Below are 23,978 nucleotides of genomic sequence, written 5' to 3' on the forward strand. Positions count from 1 at the left end.
AAAGCAAATAACGGAGAGTGGTTAAATACCTTCAAGCATATATTCAATCGCTACTTTAATATCGTCATTAGAGCAGTCGCCACAGGTTCCCATGGGCGGCATGGCGTTAATCCCATTAATGGCATTTTCCCAAATACCGTCAAACCCTTTTTCGTCCAGGCGAGGTTGCCAGTCAGCGGCAACTTGATTCTTAGGAGCGCCCAAAACGCCTGAACCATGGCAAGCTACGCACGCTTGATTATAGATGTCAGCACCCGAACGAGGGCCAGCATCAGCGACAGCCGCCTGCGCTCCTGCTACATGCACTGAACCGTAAGGCTTGATACGCTCAGCTATTTCCTCGTCCGTCATTTCTTGAGCATTTATAGACAGCGCACTGAGCATTAGCGCAGACAAACCGATACATACTTTTAGTTTCACAACAGACTCCAGCCGAACGATAAATAAAGCTTACAATCAAAGTTTTCCGATTATAGCGGTAATTTATTATCGAACAACCGTTTACTGTTGAGATATTCGCCAGTTTACGCAGAAAAACCCGAATAATCCTCGATAAACCCAGATAAATCGGTTGCTGCGCCTTTTTTTGGCACGTATCATAAGCGCCGCTATCGAGCACCCGTAGCTCAGCTGGGTGAAAGTCGTGCTCCGCAGGAGATGGCGAGTGATTTAACATCACTCGACAAGACGTGAACGGCAAATCATGGATGATTTGACTGGAAGCATGCCACACGGAAGTGAACGAAGAAACAACACTATACAACGCACCCGTAGCTCAGCTGGATAGAGCGTTGCCCTCCGGAGGCAAAGGTCATAGGTTCGAATCCTATCGGGTGCGCCAGCACGGTTCGCTGGGCAGAATGCCCGGAGTCGTCCTATCGGGTACTACCCGTTTAGAAAAGTTGTCATTTTGTTCAGGCAATTGAGTGTGTGCTCGGTTATTACCTCCCCAACATGCATATCAAAAAGTTCTTTAGCTTGCTTCAGAGTGGTATTTAGCGCTGTCTCTACCGTGTCATTTAAAGTAATCATGATGGCGAGTGCTTGCTCCTCATCTACCCCCTGCTTTTTTGCGTGCTCTGGCCAGTGCCGTGGCATGATCTCACTCCATTTGTAATGTGTGTTTTTACTATGGACTTTCATCGCCATCTTTATTTTCTTTGCCTGAATATTCCCTTGCCCGAAATAGGGATATGCGCTCAACACATCATAATACGGAGTGAGCCGATATCCATCCTGATCTAGTGCAATGCTAAAGTTCTTTGCATGCCCATCAATTGCAGCAAGTAACCAAAATACGATTTGTACACGCAAAAATTCGAGTCTATCTTCGTATGCGTTTTTTGAACCAGACAGCAGCTTCATAATCTGCTGGGAACCTGGGCCGCCCTTTTCCTCATACTTTGAACCACTCACTTTACCGAGCGCTTGACACATATCCTCTTGGGGAAGCCGGAAAATAGACTCTTCCTCAATTCTGCGATCAAAGCGTTTCACCACCAATATCTTCTGGTCTTCAAATTGCGCAATTTCACAATCTGCGACATCTAGACCGAGGTTTTTCATAAATACCTGACAGAACCATTCGTTGTCTACACTCGAAGATAAGTCTATTCCCAAGCTTTCGTGATGAAGAATGGGCGGCTTTAAGATATGCGTGGTTGGCGTTGAGCCATGTGGTCGGCACCATCTTCCTTCCCATAGAGTTAGAGCGGTCTTCTCCTGCGCGCCAGCAAGCGAAATTCTGAAGTCATCATCTGAGTTCATACCTAGCATTTTCTCAAAACGAGTGTCTCTGATAATTTGTGCGACTTCACCCTCAGATAATGGAGTAAGCGACAGCGGAAGCATTTCTCCTGTTGCAGGTGCTTGAGTGAATGTGAGCGCACCCACACAATCTTTTCCAACCTTGTCTAACAAATCGAAGGGCTTTGCACTATCTGCTCCTAAGCGATCTTTTATGTGCTCTCTGATAGCGCTTGTATCCGGCAGCAAATTATCAAAGTAAGCATGTACAGCTTCTCCCTTTATTTCAGCTCGCTGCATAGGCAGGCTTAGGGAGATAGCGCGGCCTCCCCCTACCTCTAGCCAGTCGTGGTCGTACTTAAAGCTCAAACGTCCATTTTTTAAATACAACTCACCCACAGGAAACCCGTTCATTGAGCAAAAGAGTGTGCGGGTATGTGATTTTCGTCCCATCAGAATCTCAGTGATTTTTTCGCGCGTGGAGTAGTCAGCGTGGATTCTTCACCCTTGGACAGGCTGTCGACCTTCAGCTCTAAGTCTAGTGACGCACAAAGTTTGATGAGCATATCGACCGAGACTTTTTCAGGCTTGGTTTCACAGTTAGAAATATCTCGTTGATATACACCAATGCGTTTTGCTAAATCAGCTTGAGTCCATCCATTGACTTTTCTACTGTCCTTGATAATGGCGCTAAGATCCTTAGGCGTATTAATTTTCATGTCAGTCTCGTATACCGATTTGCGTATAAATTTAAGATATGCTAATTCCTGTATAAAGTTACTATATACAGAAAATCGCATAAATCAATTTTATACGGATTTGTGTATAAGAAAACCAGTCCTAGTCAGAGTGTCAATTTTCTAATCTCACCAGGTCAACGCTGTTGATTGATGTCAACTTCACGTCCTTATCAGGTGTTGTGGGATCCCCATAACGAGACGCCTCCGATTTAAATGGAATTCACACGGCTTGAGTCAGTTCGCCACGTTAATGAAGGATAAAAGTGACATGCGTTGCTCGAATGTGGCAACGCGCTAAACTATGGTGCTCACCGCCCCTCACTTCATATGTGCTTTCCCACCAATCATCTTGTAGGCAGGTGTTCCCCGGATCAGTGTTTCGCGCGCGAAGGTCTGATGACATTGAGGGCACTCGCATGGCTGATTCGTATAATCTTCTACAATTCGTTCGATAAAACATTTCACCAGCGCACCTTTGCCACCTTTGCGGTATTTGTACAGTGGCGCTTTGCACTGCGCGCATGAGATAAGCACCGTGCGGGTGGGGCCCTTTTTATTCGGTTTTGCCACGCTGTGGAGGTACTCCTTTAAAATGCCTTTTGCTGCTAATGATACCCCATTACGCCACGCAATCATGTTGCGTTATTGCGTCATCGCATCGAAATAAGGGCAGAAATTTTTCGGAGAGTATGCCTATACTTTGATGGTCATATTGCATCGATGAGTGTTTATATGCCTGAGGCTAGAGGAAACTTAGCTTACGTAGAAAATCAGTTACGTAAAGCCGGTTTTCGCATTTTGCTCGGATTTTCCATAGTTATAGGGTTAGTGATCTACGTCACAACACCTGAAAATGCGCTGTTTGCCTAGGCATTTATGCTGTCCTGGTTTGTTTTATCTGTGCTGGCGATAGCTAGGCCTCGCTACAATAAATGGCTGGCCAAACTATGGGTCGTTTTTTCGGTGCCGTTAGTGCCGTTTTTGGTGTTATTAAATGGTATTGTTCCCGTTACGCTGATACCGCTTGCGACCATCATTCCTATCATGTTGCTTAGCGGGCCTTGGCGACTCATACCGGTGCTAGCGATCACGCTTTCAACCCTAATAGTGCCTCTTTCTCCGGTTCCCTTTGACTACGCTATCTGGCTTAGGTTGTGTATTACTAACTTCATGGTCGCAGCCATGGTCATGGTGCTGGTTCGCTACCTCCAAAAAGCCCTTGTCGACAGCATGGATAAGTCTGACGCGCTGAAAGAAGCATTGCACAGTGCGCGGCAGGCAAATCAAACCCAAACACAGTTTCTCGCCACAATGTCGCATGAAATCCGCACACCGATGAACGGTATCCTGGGGCTGGTAGAAAGCGCATTAGCAACCGAGGTGTCTGATACACAACGCGACTATCTTGAGAAGGTTATGCGTTCAGGGCAAGTTTTACAGGGGATCCTGAACGATATACTGGATTCATCTAAATTGACCGCTGGCAAGCTAGTGATTGAAAATGTGCCATTTTCGGTTCAGCGGGTGCTCGAAGATGTCGAAGCCGTTTTTGTCTCTTCCGCAGCACAAAAATCACTCGAACTGCAGATCCATTTATCTGAATCGGTATGGCCTGTGGTTGTAGGCGACCCGATGCGACTTTCTCAGGTGCTGAGTAATCTCATAAGTAATGCCATCAAGTTTACGCAACACGGCAACATGGTGCTGAGCGTTGCAGTTGTTGAGCAAGATGAAAAGCAGCAAACGTTACGCTTCTCCGTCGCTGATACCGGCATAGGGATCCCGGTACAGCACCGAGATGAAATCTTCTCTCCCTTCACGCAAGCTGATGGCTCAACGGCGCGTCAATTCGGCGGTACTGGGTTGGGTCTGCAAATTGCCAGAAACCTTGTAGAAAATATGGGGGGACGGCTTATTCTTGAAAATAGTCTTACCAGTAATGCGCTTGGTAGCGAGTTCTCGTTTTGTCTAGCGTTTCAGGCGTCGAATGAGCAGCCTGTGAATCAGGTTGACGGAATGACAGATGTGGTGAACCAGTTTGACGGAAGAGCACTGGTGGTAGACGACAACGAAATCAATCAGGTCGTCGCAAAAAACATATTAATGCGCTACGGCCTGAAGGTGGCTATCGTGTCGGGCGGAAAAGAAGCTATTGCTGCCTGTCAGCGCATTCACTTTGATGTGGTGTTTATGGATTTGCATATGCCAGAGATGGATGGTTTTCAGGCTGCCACTCAAATTCATCAAACTCATCCTAACGTTCCGATCGTTGCTTTGACGGCTGCAGTACTTAAACCCGATGTCGACAAGGCTAGAGCTGCAGGTATGCATCATCACCTCGCAAAACCGATTGACCATGATGCCTTGCGCAAAGTTTTGTTGGCTATATTCACAACTCCTTGAACGATGGCACACCAATTGCTTTTCTAAGAGCGAGTGGCTTTGCATTGTGAACGCAGTGCGAGGCACTAACCTGAACTGACAAGGAGATATTTATGAATAAAGATCAAGTTGAAGGTAATTGGAAACAACTTAAAGGCAAAGCACAGCAGAAGTGGGGCGATCTAACCGATGATGAGTTAGACAAAATGAAAGGCAGCCGCACTGAATTAGTTGGCAAAATACAAGAGAAATACGGAAAGTCGAAGGAAGAAGCTGAGCGTGAGGTCGACGAGTTTTACAACAGCAATTCATAACGCTGTTCGATAGACACGATACTTAAAAGCCCAACTGGGAAGCAACACAAGGCTGCCCATGTTGGGCTTTTTTTATGAAGTGCGAAAATAGTGTGAATGTTGCTGTGAAAGAATTACACGAAGGTAACAACATTTTTTTAATTTCATTGCGCTTTAAAAAGATGTGAGGAAACCTATTGACGCGCAAAATAGCAAGCGCCGACATTTTTGCACTTTTGGCACGATTGAAGCATTCAACACGACGAAAACTAACGTTTGGTATCGCATAAAGCACGTATCTCAAACCTAGACGTGTATCAGGAGGGAATATGAATAAACAATCATGGTTGGTTGTTGCCAATGGCTCAGAAGCGACTTTGTACAAATATCTGGCCGGAGGAACTGCGCTTGAAGAGATCGGCGGTGTTGGCAATGGAACCCGGCGCTATCAGGATGAAGATTTAGTGACTGACAGACCGGGTGTTATGTCAGGCGGTGGTAGTCACATTCAAGGCAAGGACGCATTAACCAGCGAGCAATCACCTAGCGATAGAGCTAAGCATGAGTTTGCGCAAAGTGTCGTTGATGAACTGGAAAGCGCTCGTCGAAACGATAAGTTGCACAGTATCGATATCGTAGCAGAACCATCAATGCTGGGGTTAATGCGTGATTTGATGGATGCAAACTTGCAAAAATTGATCGACAAGTCGGTGAGCAAAAACGCTCACGGGAAAGATAAGGATACACTTTTGAAGTTGGTCAAAAGCGCCTAGGTCAACGGGAGAATGAGCATGAATTTACATACCTCGCGAAGCAACGACATATCCACCTGCTCTAACTGTCCATCAGAAGAAACCATTCAGGAGGGGATTGCTTCACTCAACTCAGCGATGAGTGCGAGTCATCGGAATGCTAGTGTTTCTCGAATGCGCACTTCGACATCATCAGAGAACAAAATTGATTTTGAGTTACAGGAAAGCTCGGCCCAAATCGAAGAATTCATCCAAGATTTCTTTCCGCAACAAGGTGAGTCACCGACGGCGCAAGCAGAGTCATCGACGGCGAAAATAGTTTACGGTCCGTGGCCAGCGAAGAGGGCTCCTCAGTAAAAGTGTTGGGTTCAATAGACTAGGCCGACACAAATCATTCTGCACCACCAATCACGACCGCTGTGGTAATCGCTCCCAGAGCGATTGACTTTCCATGGCGCTTGCGTGGATTTCGCTTTTTCGTTTAAAGACTTCCATAGTATTTGCACATTCCACCGCGCGAATTATCGCACAATCGCTGTTTGATGATGGTCTTAACATCTGTCGGTCGTTACGAGCAAAAACCGACATGCCGGTCGTTCTGCCAACCGAGCGAGTATTTTACGTTGAAGTGGCAACACGGAATTGATTACACGCGTCTACGGCTCTGGGTATTTGTTTAAGGACAAAAGTTAGGGGTATAAGCTGTATTTCTCACCACGCGGCTAAAAAGTCAGATAGAAACAAACATTGCGTGTTGAGATGACGTGAATTTATTACACTGTACTTGTGCAGTTTTCACTCAAAATTATCAGCCTGTTTCCATTGAAATAATTATTTTTTAACGCGACAGACTAATTAAGCCCGCAACTGGCAAGGGGCGCATGTCTTGTTCGTTGGTTTGGCACACTTGAAGCATACTGAAAAACGAAATCAATATAAGGAGATCAGTATGTTACGTTGGGCAGTTATATTTTTAGTTATCGCATTGATTGCAGCCGTGATGGGTTTTGGTGGCATCGCCGGATCTGCTGCGGGCATCGCAAAAATCATTTTTTTCGTATTCTTGGTGTTGCTGGTGATTTCACTGGTGATGGGTCGTCGCAAACCTTAGTCCAAGGCCTTAAATCATAGTTCGCGCCGCCACCCAGAGGCGGCGTTTTTCCTTGCAATCTCGTACCTAATAATTATTCCTATACTTCACTCAGTCATTTGAGGAGCTAGGGTGAGTGGGTATTTGATGGTGGTTGTTGGCAATATCACAGCGATGAACTAATTGGTTAAAACCACGGGCTCAAATGAGCCCGTTTGTATTTACTTGAATCTAGTCGGCGCTACCGTCATCGTCATTTTCGGTAGGCGCTTCGTCATCAGACTTCAACCGCTCAGCCATTCCTAAATCAAAATCCGGCATTGGCGTTTGTCGACTGGCCCCGTCTGCTAAGTAAGTATCCATCCAACGCATCAAGCGCAATGCATAATCATACTGTGCTGCCGCTTTGCGATTTCCGTGACCTTCCCCAGGGTAAAACACCAGACGTACAGGAGTTTCCGTGCGCACTTTCATGGCACGGAATAATTCCATGGACTGGCTCGGGTGAACGCGAGTGTCTTCTTCGCCATGCATGATCAACGTAGGCGTTTTACTCTTGCCCGCATGAAAAATCGGAGAGCGCTCGATCAGATTCATCCAATTATCTTCCCACGGCCATTTGAGTGAATGCACAAGGTGCATTTCATTTGGAATGTCGCTGGTACCAAACTTAGATACCTGATTGGATATACCGACAAACGCCACGGCTGCGGCAAAGTGTTCGGTCAGCGCAGTTGCGCCCCACATAGAAGCATACCCACCGTATGAACCTCCGGTGATGCCAACCCGATCTTTATTGATAATGCCGGCATCAGCCAATGCGTTAACACCGTCTACAAGATCATTAAATTCCTTACCGGCGTAGTCGTCCTGATGTTGCTTAGCAAAGGCAACACCACGACCGGTTGAGCCGCGGTAGTTAGGGTAAAACACCGCGTAACCGTCAGCGGCAGCAAATTGCGCTGGCGTGGAGTACCCGGTTAACCAACCGTCACTGTAATGTGCTTCAGGACCACCATGCACCGTGAGTATCAGCGGCCAGCCACCTGCTGGTTTGTTGCCATTGGGTGTGACTAACAGACCCTCGACTTTTTCACCGTCGCGCGCTTTGTAGGTAAAAGTACTTTGTTCAGCCAGCTCAATATCGCTCAACCACGCGTTGTGATTGGTAAGCTGAGTCACTTTGCGACTCTCTAGTTCGAAAACTTCTCTCGGATGGTCAGGGGCGTCTGCGATAAAGCGGATCTCGCCTTTTCCGACGTCAGCGCTACGTACAACGATATCATCGGGCGTGTTATAGGTTTTTTTGATGTCACCATTTTTGGCGTATAGCACGACTGCGCTCTCTACGCCGCGGTGTGCAACCGCTAACAAATCTTTACCCAACCAGTCGACATCAACGATGTGTTGCTGCGCGTCTGGAGTCAGTTGCGCGAAGCTACCTTTATCGACGTCGGCAAGCATAAGCACACCATCAGAGGTGTCGTGAATGTCAGTGCCACCTAAAAACGCGATGTAGTCGCCCTTGTCAGATAGCTCAAATGTCCCCAATTTGCCCGGCACGTCAATGCGCGTTTTAACGTCGCTGGAATTCACATCCATCACAACGAGGTCGCGCAGCATGTAATAATCATCAATTAAGTTGGTTGGAGCAACTGCGGCAACAATCGTCGAGCCGTCGCTGGATAAGTCAAAGCTACTGACCTCGCCGTCGCCTAACACTTTGACGGGTTTAGCATCTTCAGTGGAGAGATCCACTGACCATAAGCTGGCAAGACGAGTGTCTTCTTCGTAGGCTCTAGCTTTAAATCCTTTTTTGCTTAAGTCTTCTTTATCGTACTTGGGCTTGGCAACGAAGTACAACGTGTTGCCGTCATTTGAAACTGCGTAATCACCAATGCTGGTTTCGTAGGAATATTGTTTTTGAGCCTCACCACCGCTCATTGAGATTGCATACAGTGAAGTATGCTTGTCGTCGTCACGCTTGCTGCGAAAATAAAGTGTTTTACCGTCAGCACTGAAAGACAGGCCTGAAACGCTGCCTTTGCCGGTGACAAAAGCGACCGGTTTGCTATTTTTGCCGATCACGTAAAGGTGCGTATCAGCACTTCCGTCTTCATCGCCGGCCACCATGTCGCGCGGCTGCGTTAGCGTATAGGCTGTGCGCTCACCGTCAGAGGATACGGTCACATTGCCAGCGTTGTGCAATTGGGGTAGGTGCTCAATTTCAAAGGTCGCTGCGTTCACTGTTCCGGTCGTCGCTAGCATCACTGAGCCAGCTAAAATAGACTGGTGGAAAGGCTTTTTAAGCATAAACGTTTCTCCATCGTTTTTTGTTTTTCATTCACAGAGTTCTACACGATAGAGGATTAAAAACTGTTCATCGATGTTTTTAGCCTGTTTTTTTCTAACGCGAGCGTGGTTGAAAGTTGACAGTGACGCGTAAACAACGCGATTCTTATGTGGGAAAACATCGACATCAGCAGCGCTACTCAGCGTTGGCGAACAATGAAGAGGGGTATCTTCAGTGATTAATTTCTTTAAGTACATGCTCAGAGATACTTGGCAGTTAATGGCTTTTTTCACAATCGCGCTCGCCGGTTGGGGGTTTATTGAGCTTGCTGCGTTGGTTACTGCAGAAACGACCTTGACGATAGATAATCGCGTTGTGCTGATGTTTAGGAATGAATACGACTTATCCGACCCCCTCGGACCACACTGGGTGGAAGAGTTGATGCGCGACATTACAGCGTTGGGTGGCGTTGGCATTCTGGTATTGGTCACACTGGCGTCAACCCTTGCGCTTGTGCTGGTACGTAAACCTAAAGCAGCCGCAATGGTAATCATAGGCATTGCCACCGGCATGGCATTGAGTTTTTCACTGAAGTACGGGTTTAGCCGCCCTCGACCCGAATTGGTTCCGCACGGAAGTTACGTTTACACCAGTAGCTTTCCGAGCGGTCACGCCATGATGTCAGCGCTTGTTTATTTTACCATTGCGGGTTTGTTGGCTGTACAACAGACCGCTCGGCGGATGCGAACGTTCTGTTTTGCAATTGCTGCCCTACTGACGATTTCCATCGGCATCAGTCGAGTTTACTTAGGGGTGCACTATCCGTCAGATGTCGTCGCTGGCTGGTTAGTTGGTTGTGCTTGGGCGCTACTCATCTACATTATTTACCGTTGGCGACAGCTAAAGAAGCTGCGGAAATTGGTCAATCCGCAGGCCCTGAGTCTTGAGATTGGAAAGCACCGCTAGCAGCAACGTTACCACGTTGCTTTTTCCGAACTTTGATATAGCCGCCAGACAAAGCCTAAACCAACACTGTAGGTTATCTCTTCTTCAAACAATGGGCTGCTTTCATTGGCTGAACCTTGATGGAACTGGACTGAGCCACCCACAAAGCCGCGAATTTTAGGGTGAATCGGAAACGACACACCGACGGACACTTCTGTGCCGAGATACCCTGATTGTGCATCGTAGGCAGGTCGTGTAGCGGTGACAAAAGGTTCATCAACTTGATAAAAATAATCGTGCAATCGCTCGGTCGCAAAAATCGCACTTAACGACACGTTGAGTCCGGTATCTTTGAAGAGTACGCCTCGTTGCTGATAGGTCAGCGCGGGCTCGACAAGAAAGCCGCGATCATCCAATGATGAAAAGTCAGTAGAAAAGACCGCTATGGTTTGCAGGCGGGCGTTTAAGCGACCGTTGCCACCGTCGGCAAAACGAAAGTCTTTCACGCGATATATGAGTTGCGACCCAATCTCGAACAGAAAATCCAGCTCAGGCATTCCTGCACGAGCGGAATTATCATCGGTATCCGCTGCAAAAGCGCCACCGAAAGACAGGTCAAGCTCGAAATCACTGTCTTCTAACACCACAGCACGAGCACCGTTACCGCCACCAACACGAAAAACGTCGCCACGGTAAACCACATAAGGGCTAGCCAGTGCAATCGAATTACGCTCGCTTGATGCGGGGTAGTTAGGCACTTCGATAAAGCCACCGCCCACACCGAACTCCCATAAGGGCTGCGCTTCATCAAGGGCTTCGAAACCAGTCAAGCTGCGGTCGGGAGACTCCTCTGGAGTTGATTCGGCGGTGTTTGCAACGACATCGCTGCTGGCGCACAAACAGGCCAAGAGCATCGTGAGATAAACAATAGTTTTGACAGGCATTACGCCGTTCCTAGCATAAAATCAATTAGAATGTGTTAAGTGTACGCCCGAAGATGACAAAAGGATGAACAATCACGAACAAAGTGGTTTCTTGGGCGTTGAGATTGACAGTCTCCGTCAATAGCCCGATTTTCTCGATGAATAGCGCGTACGAGAATGATCATCACGTTACGCTAACGCGTAATACTCACACTCATTCAATCGCGGGGAATTATCGTGCGGCTGCAGAATTCGTCTTTTACTCACTATGCTGCCTTTATCATCAGTGTGCTTGTTTTTACGTCATCAACAGCCTCGGCTCAATGGAGCGGGGACAGTGCAGCGGCAGTGCTGGTTGAGCCCGTGACGTTTGAGACCATTGAAACTAAAGTCGAAGCGGTGGGTACGGCGGAGGCGCTAAAGTCAGTGGTACTATTTCCGGCAGTAGCCGATCGCGTCATTGCCGTTAATTTCGCTCCCGGTCAATCTGTCAAGCAAGGGGACGTGCTGTTGGCACTGGATGCTCGGCGGCAGAAAGTCGCGTTAGCACGTGCTGAAATTGAGCTTGCTGATACGCAGCGTACTTACCAGCGTCTTAAAGACAGCCTCAACGAAGGTGCAGTGGCGCAAAGCGCGTTAGATGATGCCAAGACACTGCGAGACCTAGCCCAAGTTGCATTGAATGAAGCGAAAGCAGATTTGGAAGACCGGTTTTTGATTGCCCCTTTTGACGGCGTTGTTGGCCTCACCGATGTTGAAGTTGGCGATAGGATCACGGTACAAACCGCTGTGACAACGATTGACCAGCGCGACAAGATGCTGGTTAATTTCAGAGCCCCCGAATCTGCGCTGCAAGTGTTGCTGAACAAGCCTGCAGTCACGCTTCAGCCATGGTCGAACCGCGCCAAAACTATCAGTGCATCAATCGCAGAGGTTGATTCTCGCATTAACGATGCAGACCGCACACTACGCGCCCGGGCCTTACTGGACAATCAGCATGATAACTATCGGCCCGGCATGAGTTTTCGGGTGAGTTTAACTCTGTTAGGTGAGCGCTATGCTGCAATCCCTGAAGCCGCCTTATTATGGGGGGCAGCGGGTGCTTACGTGTGGAAATCCGTTGATGGCAAAGCGACAAAGGTGCCGGTTGAAGTCAAGCAGCGTTTGCGCGGACGAATTTTGGTGGATGGCGATTTGGCCGAGGGTGAAACCTTAATCGCAGAAGGCGTGCAGCGTTTACGCTCGGGACAAGCGGTTACCTTCGATGGCGCGCAATTGGCGATTAAGCAGACAACCAGCGGGGCACAAGGATGAAGTCTGCACCTGTGTTAGGTGATTTGCCGTCGCTGTCTATTCGCCGCCCGGCGCTGATCATTGTGGTGAATTTGCTGATTATCATCGCGGGTTTTGCTGCGGTGAATGGATTAGAGGTGCGAGAGTTACCGGATGTCGACCGACCTATCGTCACCGTCAGTGCAAGTTATCCCGGCGGGTCACCCGAAACAGTAGATGCGGAAATCACAAGTCGTTTGGAAGGCGCTGTAGCGCGAGTGAGTGGAGTAAAATCTATTCGCGCTCAGAGTGAGGAAGGGTCATCCCGTATACGTGTGGAGTTTCGTCCCGGCATTGATTTAGAAGATGCGGCCAATGAAACACGAGAGTCCATCAGTCGCGTTCAACGAGAGCTACCCGACGGGGTTGAGCAATTGTCGATTATCAAGGCGGATAACGATGCGCAGTCGGTAGTGAATATCGCAGTGGCAAGCGACTCACTGACTTTAGAGAGCTTAACCGAACGCGTTGAAACCGACCTTGCCCCGTTATTTTTGAGCATTCCGGGTGTTGCGGATGTGCGTTTAGATGGTGACCGAGAGCGCGTGTTGCGTGTCAGTGTCGATCCGCTGCGCCTCACCAGTTTTGGGCTGTCGATGACCGACGTTGCAAACGCACTGTCACTGGCTCCGTTTGATGTTCCTGCGGGTAGTTTGCGCTCCAGCGACCAGCAATTAATTGTTCGAGCCGATGCGACATCGGTCACCGCGGCAGATGTTGAAGATATTGTCGTGCGCGGAGAAACCCGTATTGGCGATGTAGCAAACGTGTATTTTGGGCCGGCCGATCCGCGCAGCTATGTGCGCTTAAACGGCGTCCCTGTCATCGGTGTGGGTATCATTCGACAAGCGAAATCAAACACCATAGAAATATCCGATGAAGTGTTAACTATGGTTGAGTCGCTGGATACACGTTTTCCGGATATGACGCTCACCGTTACTTCAGATGATGCTGAGTTTATTCGTGACTCGGTTCAGGAAGTGATGATTTCACTGTCGCTGACAGTGCTTTTGGTTATTCTCACGTTGTGGGTATTTATCGGGTCTTTGCGCAGTACATTCATTCCGGCATTTTCAATCCCGGTATCGCTTATTGGTGCACTCGGCGTGATGTGGGCGTTGGGATTCTCAATCAATATTCTCACCTTACTTGCGCTGGTGCTTGCTACGGGGCTGATTGTAGATGATGCTATTGTTGTCTCAGAGAATATTCAACGCCGCCGCTCAATGGGCTTGGGCCCGCGTGCGGCGGCTGTGCTAGGCACCCGCGAGGTCTTTTTTGCCGTTGTGGCAACCACGGCGGTATTGGCGGCGGTATTTATTCCCATCGCTTTTTTACCGTCCACAGCGGGGCGTTTATTTCGTGAGTTTGGCGGCGTGCTCGCCGGTGCGGTGATTATTTCATCGTTTGTTGCTTTGTCATTGGTCCCTGCCCTGACGGCTCGACTGCCACTGAAAACTAAACGCACCGGGGTGTTCGATAAAACCTTCGCCGCATTTGGGCGATTTTGTCTGCGTTTTTACCATCGTTCATTGTCCATGGCGCTTCGGTATGCATGGCTGGTGGTTGTTCTCAGCTTACTCGCTGCTGGCGGGGCGGGTTGGTTGTACAAACAGATTGATAACGAATTACTCCCCCCAGAAGATCGCGGTTCGGTACGTGTCTTTGCCCGCGGGCCTGATGGTGTCGGCATTAACTTCATGGACCGCCAAGCCCTGCAAATGGAACAACAACTGATGCCCTTTGTGGATTCTGGTGCGGTAGAAAGTATCTATACGATAGTCGGCCGATGGGACCCAAACATCGTATTTATCACCGTCCCATTAGCGCATTGGGATGATCGTGATACGAGCCAGCAAGACATGATTGAACAGTTACGTCCGGCGCTGGATGGGATTCCGGGCGCTCCGGGCCGAGCATTTGGCTCTAACAGTCTGAATTTACGTGGTCAGGGCGGCGGGCTCGAACTGGCGCTGACAGGCTCAGATTACGCAACAATCTATGCGGCAGCACAAGATTTCAGCGCGCTAATTGAAGGTGAGCTGCCTGAGCTGGGTAGCGTTCGTATTTCTTACCAACCCACTCAGCCACAACTTCGTGTCAATATCGACAGACGCCGCGCGGAAGAGTTGGGCGTGCCGTTTAGCGATATCAGTCGTACGTTGCGAGCCGCGATTAATGGTGATGATATCGCTGATCTTAACGTGGGCGACCAATCCATTCCTATCATTTTACAGTCAAGCAACCGAGGTACGAGTGCGCCAGCCGATCTTACCAATCTCTTTGTTGCCTCAAATGAGGGGAGTTTAGTGCCGCTGTCTAGCATCGCGTATTTAAGTGAGGAGGGCGTCGCAGCCGAGCTTGAACGTCACGCCCAGCGTCGCGCCATCGAACTGGAAATGGAGTTGCCTGAAGGCGTAACTATCCAAACGGCGGTAGAATCGCTGCGTGCACTTGCGCAACAGTCGCTACCCGATGGTATCGGGCTCGTGTTTTTAGGTGAGGCACAAACGTTTGAAGAGACTTCTCAGCAAGTTATGCTGACCTATGTCCTGGCGTTTGTGATTGTATTGTTGGTGTTGGCAGCCCAGTTTGAAAGCGTCAATAGCGCGGTAGTTGTCATGCTGACAGTTCCTTTTGGTATTGCGGCAGCAATTTATGCGCTATTTCTAACCGGTACGTCTATCAACGTGTATTCGCAAATTGGATTGGTGATGCTTATCGGTTTGCTGGCGAAAAATTCCATTTTGCTGGTGGAATTTGCCGACCAATTACGCGACCGCGGCGAATCCGTGTATGACGCCGTTGTGAAAGCCGGTGAAGTTCGTTTGCGTCCGATTATGATGACGTTAATGTCGACTATTTTAGGTGGTTTACCCCTTATTCTGTCTACGGGGGCAGGCGCTGAATCACGCAACGCGATTGGCTGGGTAGTTTTTGGTGGGTTGGGCTTTGCTGTGGTATTTACCTTGTACCTAACACCAGTGCTTTATCTTGCCTTGGCGCGCTTTAGCAAACCTCGTGCGAACGAGGAGCGCCAACTGGAAAAAGAATTAGAAGACGCTTCTACGACGCATTAATCCTCAGCAGGCTTTGCGCCTGCTGTAGGCAGCGTTGGTGAATAACCCTCGGGTGGCTGTATGGCCTTTGCCAGTGAGCGTAACAAAATGCGCTCAATGTCGCGCTTTAACCCTTCAAAAAAGGCATTCTTCTCGACAAACACAGTATCGAGAATGACGGGCTCTCCCGCCTGATACTCCGTCAAACGCTGTTCAAACTCCTCTAGCAGAGAGGCCTTTCTGGTTTCATCCAACTCGGCCTGTGCTAACAAGGTAATCGCTTGTTCCTGAGCCGCGACCGCTTGCGTGTAGTCGCCAGCAGCAGCATGTGCTGCGGCTAGTGTGTCAATATAGGTGTAACGTTCAGCGTGTTCAGGATCATTAACGACTGAAGAAGCCAGTGACACTGCGTAATCAGGCTCAGTGAGCGGATTTCTATCGAGCGTCGCTAAAAACCATGCTGCGTTGTTGGTGGTTACTGGGAAGTTTGCGTTCGCATATTGCGCGAGCAGTTCACGTGCTTTATCAATATTTTTCCGGGTACCGAAGCCGTTAACATACACAGTGACCATTTCAAAGGTGTTCACATAGGCTTGTGTTTGTTCAAAAGCATTTTCAAGCAGCCATGCCTGATTGGCATCACGCGGCAGAAGGTTCAGCTCAAGATAATATAGCGTGGCTAAATACGCTTGCGCACTGGCGACACGAATATTCGCAAGCTCACGTATTTGACGTTCGGCTTTGAGCTTGTCTTCATCGGATTCGCCCAACAAAAACAGCACAATACTGCTTAACAGTTGTAGATTCCTATCGCGGTACGCTTGATGCTGTAGCCAGTCAAAGGCCGCTTGCCAGTCCTGAAACTCACCATCTTGGGTGTAGGCCCAGGCAATTTTTTTCTGTGCTGCAAATGAACCCTCTTCGGCAGCGGCTTGGCAGGTAGTGAAAGCATCTGTTGGCTGCGCAGAGGTCACTTCGTTGCAGCGCAATAGGCGTTCATCAAACGTGACGACTTTGGTTGGCGTTTGCACAGTCTCTTCGGTGTTTTGAAAAAAGTGCGAATAAAAAACCGAACCAATAATGACGATCATTATCAGCCAGATAATTCGAGAACCAAGGGTCATATTACTGTTCAATCCTGCCTGTGAATGCAGCCTTGAGTATGCGTCAAGCGCCGCATAACTTCAATCCATGTCGCTTTTGCTGCAACAAACAATGTCGCAGCAATCCTACTTTACACAAGGACGTTGTTGACGATTGCGCATGACGTTATCGCCATGCGCGCAGGGTATGTCCTTTGAAACCGTAAAACCAAATGAAGACGTAGCAGGGAACGAGCATCCAATACGCGGCTTGGCCCCCTATGGATTCAGCGAGACCTCCATAAATCAGCGGTAAAATTGCGCCACCGGCGATGCCCATGATCAATAACGCGGAACCTCTGGCTGTCAGTTTGCCTAAGCCATGTAAAGCCAGTGGCCATACTGCTGGCCAGACAATCGCGTTGGCAAAACCAAGCAGTGCAATGTAGGTAATGGTATCGGGTAACGTGGCGATGCCCGTCCATCCCCACACAAACTCAGACACCAAAGTCGACTCTGCGGATGAAAACACCACCAGAAGCGAAAGAATAATACCTAATAATGCTGATCCAGTGAGTGCCTGTGACTGTGATAGCAGCCGAGGGATAACCAATAAACCAACGATATAGCCAATCACCATGAACATCATTGTGTAGGAAGTGAGTGTGGTTGCGTTGGCAACGCCCAACTGAGACCCGAAAAGGCCGATGGTGTCACCGGCAATCACTTCTACGCCGACATAAATGAACAAGGTCATTACGCCGAGGATAAGTTGCGGGAATGCAAGAATTGACCGAGAATCGCCAGACTCAGCGTCTTCACTGAGATCGAGTTCGGGTAGCTTAGACACTTTTAATAGCCCACCAAGCAGGATCAGGCCAATCGCCATACCAAGATAGGGCGAGACTAAACCATCGGCCAAGGCACTGACCTGCTGCGCACGCTCAGCCTCGCCCATCTGTGCAACCGACTGAGCGGTAATTCCGGCGAAATCACCCAACACGAGTGCCGTAAATACGATAGGCGCGATCACACCAGCCGCCTTATTGAGCAAGCCCATAATCGAGATCCGCACGGCTGCTGTATCATGAGGGCCAATTTTAACGACATAGGGATTGGAGGCAGTTTGCAGAATGGTGAGCCCCGTACCCACCACAAATTGGGCAAACAGGAACAGCGCAAACGTTTGTCCGTAAGCGGCAGGTATAAACAGCAGGCAACCTGCTGAGATGATCAACAAGCCAAGCACCATCGCATTTTTGTAGCCGGTTTTGTCAAGAACCCATGACATGGGCAGCGCCATCACCGTATAGGCGATATAGAATGAAAAGGCGACCAGCAAAGCCTGAAACTCGGTGAGATCGCACACAATTTGTAAAAAAGGAATGAGCGCGCCATTAAGCCAGGTTATGAAGCCAAAGATGAAAAACAATGTGCCAATAATGACCATGGGCATAACTGCACTATTGCGAGGTGATGATGTGAGGTGCGACGTGTCTGTTGTCATAATGATGCCTTTGTAATGGTTGGCGAAACGACCTTGCCATATTGAACAACCTGTTCAATATCGAGCTGTTCATTTAACGAGAGAATATTCGCTTGGTAGCTAATATCAATTTTACCCATAACGTGATTGAGGCCGAGCAAAGTCGCTGGCGTCAGTGTCGCCATTTGAATCGCATCGGTGAGTGGCGTGGCACATAAACTAACGGTGTTCTTGACTGCATCGCGCATCGTCAGGCAGGAACCCGCCAAAGTGCCATCAGGTGTGGTTAATTTATCGTTGTCGCGGCGTATCTCTGTGTCAAAGAATGGCATGTGTGATTCTGAGGTTGCCGCCAGCGCCATCGCATCTGTTACCAATGCTATTTTATTCACACCCTTGGCACGGATTGCAACTCGACAGCAGGTTTGACTGACATGATGTCCATCGACGATAAGACCGGCAAACGATTGTTCGCTCGCCAATGCGGTGCCGACCATGCCGGGTTCACGAGACTGCATCGGCGACATCGCATTGTATAAATGAGTAAAGCCAACCGCGCCAGCATCCAAGGCGGCTTCCACGTCATTGGCCGGCGCGTTGGAATGGCCTAAAAATACCACGATACCGTCTTGTGTCATTTCGCGTATGATTTGGGGGGCAACTTGTTCCGGTGCAACGGTCACCATGACTTTGCCTAAATTAGACTGGCGCAATAATGCCAGCTCTTGCTCAACGGGGCGGCGCAAGTGATGGGCTGAATGAACACCCTTGCGCGCTTCACTCAGCCAAGGGCCCTCAAAATGAGCACCCACAATCCCCAGAGACAGGTCGCGGCGCGCTTCAGCAATACCGTCAGCGGCCAGTTGCATGGTTTCAAAGCAGTCGGTGATCAGTGTGGGTAACATCGCGGTTGTACCATACTGCTGATGAGCTTTGAAAATACGGCTGACACCTTCAGCCGAGGGCATTTGGTTAAGCAGAACACCGCCTCCCCCATTAACCTGAATGTCAATGTAACCGGGTACTGCCATGTTGCCTTGAAAAGACGGGGAGTCACCTGCTTGAGTCGGATGAATATCAGCGATTTTACCGTCTTTTACGCTAATCGTGTGGTCGTATAACCAGCCGAGTGGTGTGTGAATTTTTTTAAAGGCAAGCTTCATCGGGTTTCCGTTACTTTTTTAAGTCCAACGGGCTCATCAGGGTCGAGGCCACGCGCTATTGCAATATGTTCGATATCAAGATAGAAGCGCTGCATGATCAGCAGTGGGTGAAGTCTGGGATGTAATTCCTTATCAACTGACATGGAAAGCACTTTGCCGCCGCGCTGCGCTACATTGACGATTTGATCATTGTGTGACGATAGACTCTCATCGTCTACTGCAATATTTAACACACACAGTTTTTTATGTACCAAAGTAACCGGCCCATGTAAAAACTCAGCACTGCTAAATGCTTCGGCATGAATGCCGAGAACTTCCTTCAATTTTAGGGCAACTTCTCGTGCTATCGCGTAGCCAAAGCCTCGACCTAGTACAACACAATGAGTTACACCGGCTAAATCGTCCGACAGCAATCGGGCTGCCTGTTGTTGAACCGTTCGCAAAGTGCTAGGTAGTAGGGCAAGTGCATCCTGTAAGGTGCCATCCTGCTGCCACATGGCATATAACTGACATAAGCTGGAGAGTGTCGCAAGGTAACTTTTGGTGGCCGCAACCGCTTTCTCTTCACCCGCGTGCAGCGGCACAACTTGATCAACCAGTTCAGCCAGTGGCGAGCTGGTATCATTCACCAGCGCGACCGTGTAGGCTCCACCTTGTTTAGCCAGCCGAGTCTGGTGCAATATATCAGGGCTTTTACCGGACTGTGAAACCGCAATGGCTAAACATCCGTCTAGCTTTAAGGTTGAATTGAACACGCCTGCTACCGACGGCGCAGCGGCAATAACTGGAATGCCACAACCCACTTCAAATAAATATTTAGCAAACACGCCTGCATGATCGGAAGTGCCGCGGCCAATCATCATAATGGTGCGCGGTGGTGACTCGCGTAGTTCTTCGCAAAGTGTATCGAATAGTGCTTGGTTCTGACGAAGTTGTGTTTCAATGACGTCTGCACTTTGGCGCGCTTCAATGGCCATGAGGCTAGAGGATGTCATACTGATTTTTCCTTCATGTTGTGTTGCTTAGTCTGGTAGAAATAAGCGCCCCATTCCGGGCCCTTGCGTGCTGCGACGATTCGTTCACGAACCGAGCTTGATAGCCAGCGCGAGATCGGTTGGGCAACACCTCCCACCAGCACTAGATCCCCATCGCTTTGACTGATAGCTTCCTGCGCAATGGTCGACAGGTAGTCTGCCCCATCACGCACAATTTTGAGCGCTTGCGGATCGCCATCAATAGCGCACTGTAAAACAAGCGGTGCGAGTTGCGCGAATGTTGAAGGCATGGCGCTATTGAAGCGCTCAACCAGCGCCAGCGGCGAGTGAGTGGCGAAACGTTTACACACTTGTTCGCTGAGCACATTTAAGGGCGCGGCCTTATCCAAGGTTTCAAGCGTAAGTGTAAGTGCTTGCTTACCTAGCCATGCTCCGCTGCCTTTATCGCCCAATAAGAATCCGTGTCCGCCGATCTGCGTCAAGGTCTCATCTTTTAGTGCCGCCGCACAGGAACCTGTGCCAACAATTAATACGGCCCCATCTGCACCCGCATGTGCGCCAAGAAGCGCGGTATGCAAATCAGAAGTAAAACTAAAACATTTAAACGGATGCCGCCACTCATTTAGTTGCAGCCGTGCTTCTGATAAATTCGCGCCAGCAAGGCCGGCGCTAACGTGCAAGTCCTCACAGTGCAGCGAGCTGCCTGCGTCTGAATTTTGGATGGCATCGTGCACGGCGTCGACCATCGCGTGAAGCGCCCGGATACCGTAGCGGGCAACGTTGGCTGGGCCAGCCAGCCCGGTGCCCACCACCTGTTGTTTGTGATTGAACATAACGGCGCGGCATTTAGTGCCTCCACCATCAATGCCGACATAGTAAGGTTGTTGATCTTGTTTCATTGCAACACTCATTTAGCAGCGTCCATGTGCGGAAGACAAGCACGAGACGGCACTGACGCGTGTGGAGTCCGGTAAGCGAGTTCGAAACTTATCGCCGGTTTCTAATGTAGTGGTGGCTTTGACTGGTTGCCACGTCGATTTTGCGCGTTGATATTCGATAATCAAATCTGGGTATAGCGAATTCACTTGAACACCTTCGGGTGTTTTGAATACGCCCGGCGGCGGTAAGCGAAAATTAATTCCCAGTTGTTCAAGTTGCGGTAAATGGTAACGAACAACTTGGGCGGCGAAGTTTCGCCATGCGCTTCGCTGAGCGGATGTGACAGCACTGAGCTTATCTGCGGCGGTTTCGGCAGTGATTTGCTGTGCAGCGTCGGTCCAGGCGGGTTTGTGCCACGCGCGCTCAGCCAATGCATAAAGGCGAGGATAAACCATATAACCCAGCGACTCAGGCGTGCGCACAACCTCACTCCACAACTGGCCTTGTATGCCATGAGGCGCTGTTGTTGCCTGCTTTCCCGTGCTTACCGCTGACGGGTTCTCCGGCGTTTCGAAGGGATGACCCATGCGGTTTTTCCATAACCAGCGATGCACTGACAAAGCCTCTGGTGTAAATTGGAAGACTTTAAACGTGTCGGTGTTTTTCGACGCCCAATAGTAACCAGGCTCCAGCGGATGGTTTGCATACGGAAAATCGAAGTAAAGTACGTCAGGGAACGCATACACTATTTTTGCCGGTGACTCGACCCAGTCCTGTGCAGTTTGATCACCTCCAGAGGCGAGTGTTTGCCAAAAGGTGACCAGCATATTGTCACTACGCTGTTCCGCCGGAACGGTGCTCATACCGTCACTCCAGCCGGCAAGCGTCAAACCTTTATCCTGCGTCATCAAGTACACCCGGCGAACAAACAAACCAAGGATGTCGTGAACATCTTTTTGACTAAGTTCCCGTTCAAACGCCTTGCGGCAGGCGGGTGATTCAACCCAGGCGCCAGCGGTCTCATCTGCGCCCATATGGAATGTTTTCAGCGTCACGCCAGCGCGATGATGAGTGTCGATTAATGAGTCGAGTACGGTATCAACAAAGGCATAACTCCGCTCAATACACGGGTTCATGGTGTTGTCGTTGTAATACTGAATTGAGCTATATTCTGTGGTGTCCGCAGAATCAGTCAGGCGCAGGTCAACGTAATCAGTTTCAGCATTGTGTTGATGCGCGTCATAACGTGCCTGCATGCTCATGATAGCAGCACGCGAGTGCCCGGGCATGTCGAAGGAGGGGATCACCTCGACATGTCGAGATGCGGCATACTGCAACAGCTCAATGTAATCTTGCTGAGAGAGAAAACCGTTTACACTGGTGTCTCTTGATGGGCCCGCACCCAACTGCGGTTGTAGGCACTGGCTTTCATCAGCACAGCGGAAACCACCGATTTCAGTGAGTTCAGGTAGTTCAGGAATCGCCACTCGCCATCCTTCATCATCAGCAAAATGCAGGTGAAGCTTGTTGAGTTTGCCGCGGTACATCTCATTGACCACATCGAATATGGCTTGTTTGCCCGGAAAGTTTCGCGCGATATCGAGGTGCATTCCACGATACTCGTAGGCAGGGCCATCTTCAATTTGTCCGATGGGGAGTGTTGCCGTTTCAGAATCGTATAATTGCACCAAGCTTAACAGCGCATAATCGCTACCCACATTATCCCCACTGTGTATCACAATACGGTCCTGCTCAATACTTAAACGGTAGTGACCCGACGGCAGTGATGTTGATTGAAATTGAAGTCGCAAACCGTTATCAGACAGGGTGAGTTGGGCTTGTTTCATAAACGCTTTGGCAGCGCCTAAACCACGGGCAGAGACTTCATCCTCCAGTGTGATACCGTTTGGAAGCGTAACTCGCTGGCCGGTGAATACGCTGCTCAGCGGCTGCGGGATGATTCGGGGGCTATCAGGATGAGCAATGTCGGCTTGGTCAGGCTGCACTATGCGTTGATAATGCGTATAGAGCCATTCAGCATTGGCAATGGGTAATACATCATTCGGCCCCCGTTTGAATTGATCAGCGCTGTTCCAATGACCTGCATGAGATGCATAATTGACTCCCGTTGATGGGTCAACCACTGCTGCGGTGCTACTCACCAAAACGGCTTCAAGGCCTTTGGCAGTGACATACATATTGGGCACGACATCGCTTCGCGAAGCATGCCAAAAGGGGATATACAGGGTACCTGTAATGGTTTGACCCGCAATCATATCTTGATTGATGCGCAGCCGGTGTAAGTCGCCATTAACGTGTTCCACCGTAAAATGCTCTGCATCAACGCCGGCGATGGGTGACAGATGGCTGAAAATTAATTGCCAATGTGTGGATATAGGTTGCTCGAAGGTGATCGTCAACTCAGCACTGAAACACTCGCCGAGTGAATAGCGTGCGCAGTCTGAGGTTTCAAAGTTGCTCTGAACTTGATAACTGACCTCAAGGGTCTCAGCCAAAGAAGCCAATTTTTCCTGACTGAGATGATCAGCGACTGATCCTGTAGAAAAGAGCGCGATACAAATCGCGAGCATAACGTTACGCATAGCCTGGCATCCTTCGAAAACGAATAAATTTTGATAGCGCTGTCATCTAATGTGTAGCGGGCGCCTCTTTTAAGGGGCCATGCTTAACGTGAGTTTCAGGTTCGTGCGAACGAATGTAAACCCATAACTCTGCAAATATTGACAACGCTGTCATCAAAATAACTTTACAACACCGGTGTACTTCATGCAAACTTTTATTAACAATTCGTTTTTAG

20 protein-coding genes and 1 tRNA gene are annotated in these 23,978 nt (G+C 49.3%); 9 read left to right on the forward strand and 12 right to left on the reverse strand.

Annotated elements, in window-relative coordinates:
• Positions 1-21 precede the first annotated feature (21 nt).
• Positions 22-384 (reverse strand): c-type cytochrome, encoded by a 363-nt coding sequence (locus KIU71_RS10130; RefSeq protein WP_214131389.1) that lies wholly within the window; start codon positions 382-384, stop codon positions 22-24.
• Between the two features lie 380 nt (positions 385-764).
• On the opposite strand from KIU71_RS10130, the gene KIU71_RS10135 reads away from it, so the two are divergent.
• Positions 765-841, forward strand: a tRNA-Arg gene (locus tag KIU71_RS10135).
• A 44-nt stretch (positions 842-885) separates the two neighbouring features.
• On the opposite strand, the gene KIU71_RS10140 is transcribed toward KIU71_RS10135, so the two are convergent.
• The 3 genes from KIU71_RS10140 to KIU71_RS10150 all read right to left on the reverse strand — a co-directional run bounded on the left by KIU71_RS10140 (position 886) and on the right by KIU71_RS10150 (position 3,056).
• Positions 886-2,199: a type II toxin-antitoxin system HipA family toxin gene (locus tag KIU71_RS10140; protein ID WP_214131168.1), complete on the reverse strand. Its 1,314-nt coding sequence runs from the start codon at positions 2,197-2,199 to the stop codon at positions 886-888.
• A complete protein-coding gene (locus tag KIU71_RS10145; protein ID WP_214131169.1) occupies positions 2,199-2,465 on the reverse strand; it encodes an XRE family transcriptional regulator in 267 nt (88 codons plus the stop codon). The genes KIU71_RS10140 and KIU71_RS10145 overlap by 1 nt, the downstream gene beginning before the upstream one ends.
• Positions 2,466-2,804: 339 nt before the next feature.
• Complete coding sequence (locus tag KIU71_RS10150) at positions 2,805-3,056, reverse strand: hypothetical protein (protein ID WP_214131170.1); 252 nt, start codon at positions 3,054-3,056, stop codon at positions 2,805-2,807.
• A gap of 306 nt (positions 3,057-3,362) precedes the next feature.
• Between KIU71_RS10150 and KIU71_RS10155 the strand changes: the two genes are divergently transcribed.
• From KIU71_RS10155 to KIU71_RS10175, 5 genes are all read left to right on the forward strand, one after another.
• Positions 3,363-4,889, forward strand: a complete 1,527-nt coding sequence (locus tag KIU71_RS10155; protein WP_250207431.1) for an ATP-binding protein — start codon at positions 3,363-3,365, stop codon at positions 4,887-4,889.
• Positions 4,890-4,981: 92 nt separating this feature from the next.
• A complete protein-coding gene (locus KIU71_RS10160) occupies positions 4,982-5,182 on the forward strand; it encodes a CsbD family protein (protein ID WP_214131171.1) in 201 nt (66 codons plus the stop codon).
• Between the two features lie 308 nt (positions 5,183-5,490).
• Positions 5,491-5,934 carry a host attachment protein gene (locus KIU71_RS10165; RefSeq protein ID WP_214131172.1) on the forward strand — a complete coding sequence of 148 codons (444 nt, stop codon included), beginning with the start codon at positions 5,491-5,493 and terminating at the stop codon, positions 5,932-5,934.
• A gap of 18 nt (positions 5,935-5,952) precedes the next feature.
• Entirely contained in the window at positions 5,953-6,270 is a 318-nt protein-coding gene (locus KIU71_RS10170) for a hypothetical protein (RefSeq protein ID WP_214131173.1), read from the forward strand.
• Positions 6,271-6,862: 592 nt separating this feature from the next.
• Positions 6,863-7,024, forward strand: coding sequence for a DUF1328 domain-containing protein (locus tag KIU71_RS10175; RefSeq protein ID WP_214131174.1), 162 nt, complete (start codon positions 6,863-6,865; stop codon positions 7,022-7,024).
• Between the two features lie 210 nt (positions 7,025-7,234).
• On the opposite strand, the gene KIU71_RS10180 is transcribed toward KIU71_RS10175, so the two are convergent.
• The gene (locus KIU71_RS10180) at positions 7,235-9,316 is read right to left on the reverse strand and encodes a S9 family peptidase (RefSeq protein WP_214131175.1); all 2,082 of its coding nucleotides are present in this window, start codon (positions 9,314-9,316) and stop codon (positions 7,235-7,237) included.
• Between the two features lie 214 nt (positions 9,317-9,530).
• On the opposite strand from KIU71_RS10180, the gene KIU71_RS10185 reads away from it, so the two are divergent.
• Positions 9,531-10,262: a phosphatase PAP2 family protein gene (locus KIU71_RS10185; RefSeq protein ID WP_315853275.1), complete on the forward strand. Its 732-nt coding sequence runs from the start codon at positions 9,531-9,533 to the stop codon at positions 10,260-10,262.
• Positions 10,263-10,270: 8 nt separating this feature from the next.
• On the opposite strand, the gene KIU71_RS10190 is transcribed toward KIU71_RS10185, so the two are convergent.
• Positions 10,271-11,185: a MipA/OmpV family protein gene (locus KIU71_RS10190; RefSeq protein WP_214131176.1), complete on the reverse strand. Its 915-nt coding sequence runs from the start codon at positions 11,183-11,185 to the stop codon at positions 10,271-10,273.
• A gap of 216 nt (positions 11,186-11,401) precedes the next feature.
• On the opposite strand from KIU71_RS10190, the gene KIU71_RS10195 reads away from it, so the two are divergent.
• Together KIU71_RS10195 and KIU71_RS10200 are read left to right on the forward strand one after the other, a co-directional pair.
• Complete coding sequence (locus tag KIU71_RS10195) at positions 11,402-12,478, forward strand: efflux RND transporter periplasmic adaptor subunit (protein WP_390881849.1); 1,077 nt, start codon at positions 11,402-11,404, stop codon at positions 12,476-12,478.
• Positions 12,475-15,576, forward strand: a complete 3,102-nt coding sequence (locus KIU71_RS10200; RefSeq protein ID WP_214131177.1) for an efflux RND transporter permease subunit — start codon at positions 12,475-12,477, stop codon at positions 15,574-15,576. The genes KIU71_RS10195 and KIU71_RS10200 overlap by 4 nt, the downstream gene beginning before the upstream one ends.
• On the opposite strand, the gene KIU71_RS10205 is transcribed toward KIU71_RS10200, so the two are convergent.
• The 6 genes from KIU71_RS10205 to KIU71_RS10230 all read right to left on the reverse strand — a co-directional run bounded on the left by KIU71_RS10205 (position 15,573) and on the right by KIU71_RS10230 (position 23,763).
• On the reverse strand, positions 15,573-16,679 hold the full coding sequence (locus KIU71_RS10205) for a hypothetical protein (protein WP_214131178.1): 1,107 nt from the start codon (positions 16,677-16,679) through the stop codon (positions 15,573-15,575). The two genes, KIU71_RS10200 and KIU71_RS10205, sit on opposite strands and share 4 nt — an antisense overlap.
• A 145-nt stretch (positions 16,680-16,824) precedes the next feature.
• Positions 16,825-18,144, reverse strand: a complete 1,320-nt coding sequence (locus KIU71_RS10210) for a sugar MFS transporter (protein WP_250207432.1) — start codon at positions 18,142-18,144, stop codon at positions 16,825-16,827.
• Entirely contained in the window at positions 18,141-19,286 is a 1,146-nt protein-coding gene (nagA, locus tag KIU71_RS10215) for an N-acetylglucosamine-6-phosphate deacetylase (RefSeq protein WP_214131179.1), read from the reverse strand. The genes KIU71_RS10210 and nagA overlap by 4 nt, the downstream gene beginning before the upstream one ends.
• Positions 19,283-20,281 (reverse strand): glucosamine-6-phosphate deaminase NagB-II, encoded by a 999-nt coding sequence (gene nagB-II / locus KIU71_RS10220; RefSeq protein WP_250207433.1) that lies wholly within the window; start codon positions 20,279-20,281, stop codon positions 19,283-19,285. The genes nagA and nagB-II overlap by 4 nt, the downstream gene beginning before the upstream one ends.
• A complete protein-coding gene (locus tag KIU71_RS10225; RefSeq protein ID WP_214131180.1) occupies positions 20,278-21,180 on the reverse strand; it encodes a BadF/BadG/BcrA/BcrD ATPase family protein in 903 nt (300 codons plus the stop codon). Before KIU71_RS10225 ends, nagB-II begins: the two co-directional genes overlap by 4 nt.
• A gap of 12 nt (positions 21,181-21,192) precedes the next feature.
• Positions 21,193-23,763, reverse strand: coding sequence for a family 20 glycosylhydrolase (locus tag KIU71_RS10230; RefSeq protein WP_214131181.1), 2,571 nt, complete (start codon positions 23,761-23,763; stop codon positions 21,193-21,195).
• Positions 23,764-23,978 lie beyond the last annotated feature (215 nt).

Origin of the sequence: Alteromonas oceanisediminis, from assembly GCF_018474025.1 — a bacterium.
In the GTDB taxonomy this organism is placed as follows: domain Bacteria; phylum Pseudomonadota; class Gammaproteobacteria; order Enterobacterales; family Alteromonadaceae; genus Alteromonas_E; species Alteromonas_E oceanisediminis.